This window comes from Ruegeria sp. AI3 (genome assembly GCF_056541245.1).
The window spans coordinates 1-529 of the sequence record NZ_JBQFYA010000103.1; the positions used below are offsets into that span (position 1 = coordinate 1).

The window sequence follows — 529 nt, forward strand, 5'->3', positions numbered from 1 at the left end:
TTTGCCATGACGATGGTTGCTGGCGGGCGCCTTGGTGACATGTACGGGCACCGCAAGATTATGATCATTGGGCTATCGATCTTCTTGTTTTCATCCGTTTTGTGTTTTGTGGCGCCCGGTCTTGATTACCTGATCGGCGCCCGTGCTTTGCAGGGCATAGGAGCCGGATGCGTCTGGCCGTGCACTCTGGCGTTGGGGGCAACGAAAGTCGGGCGTGAGGAACATCGCGCTCTTGTTATGGACATGATTTTGGCAGGCGTCACCACCGGGAATGTTTTCGGCCCCATGATCAGCGGCCTCGCCGTTGGTCTGGGAGAATGGCGCTACTTCTTTCTCGTCAATGTGGTGCTGTCCTGCGTCTCAATGGCGACCACCGTGTTGTTAATGGAACGCGAAACCAAGCATAAACAGGGCGAGCACATAGACTTCGCGGGCATGGGTCTTTTGTCCTTTGGCGTCTTGCTTCTGCTTTACGGTTTGGATGTTGGCGCCGATTGGGGCTGGACTTCGGTCCCGCTGCTTTTGTTGT

At 55.6% G+C, this 529-nt stretch carries 1 protein-coding gene; it reads left to right on the plus strand.

Translation table 11 applies throughout. From position 1 onward, the window contains the following. Positions 1-529: MFS transporter (locus tag ACRZ95_RS23280; protein WP_480555786.1), on the plus strand; the 529-nt coding region annotated here is incomplete at both ends.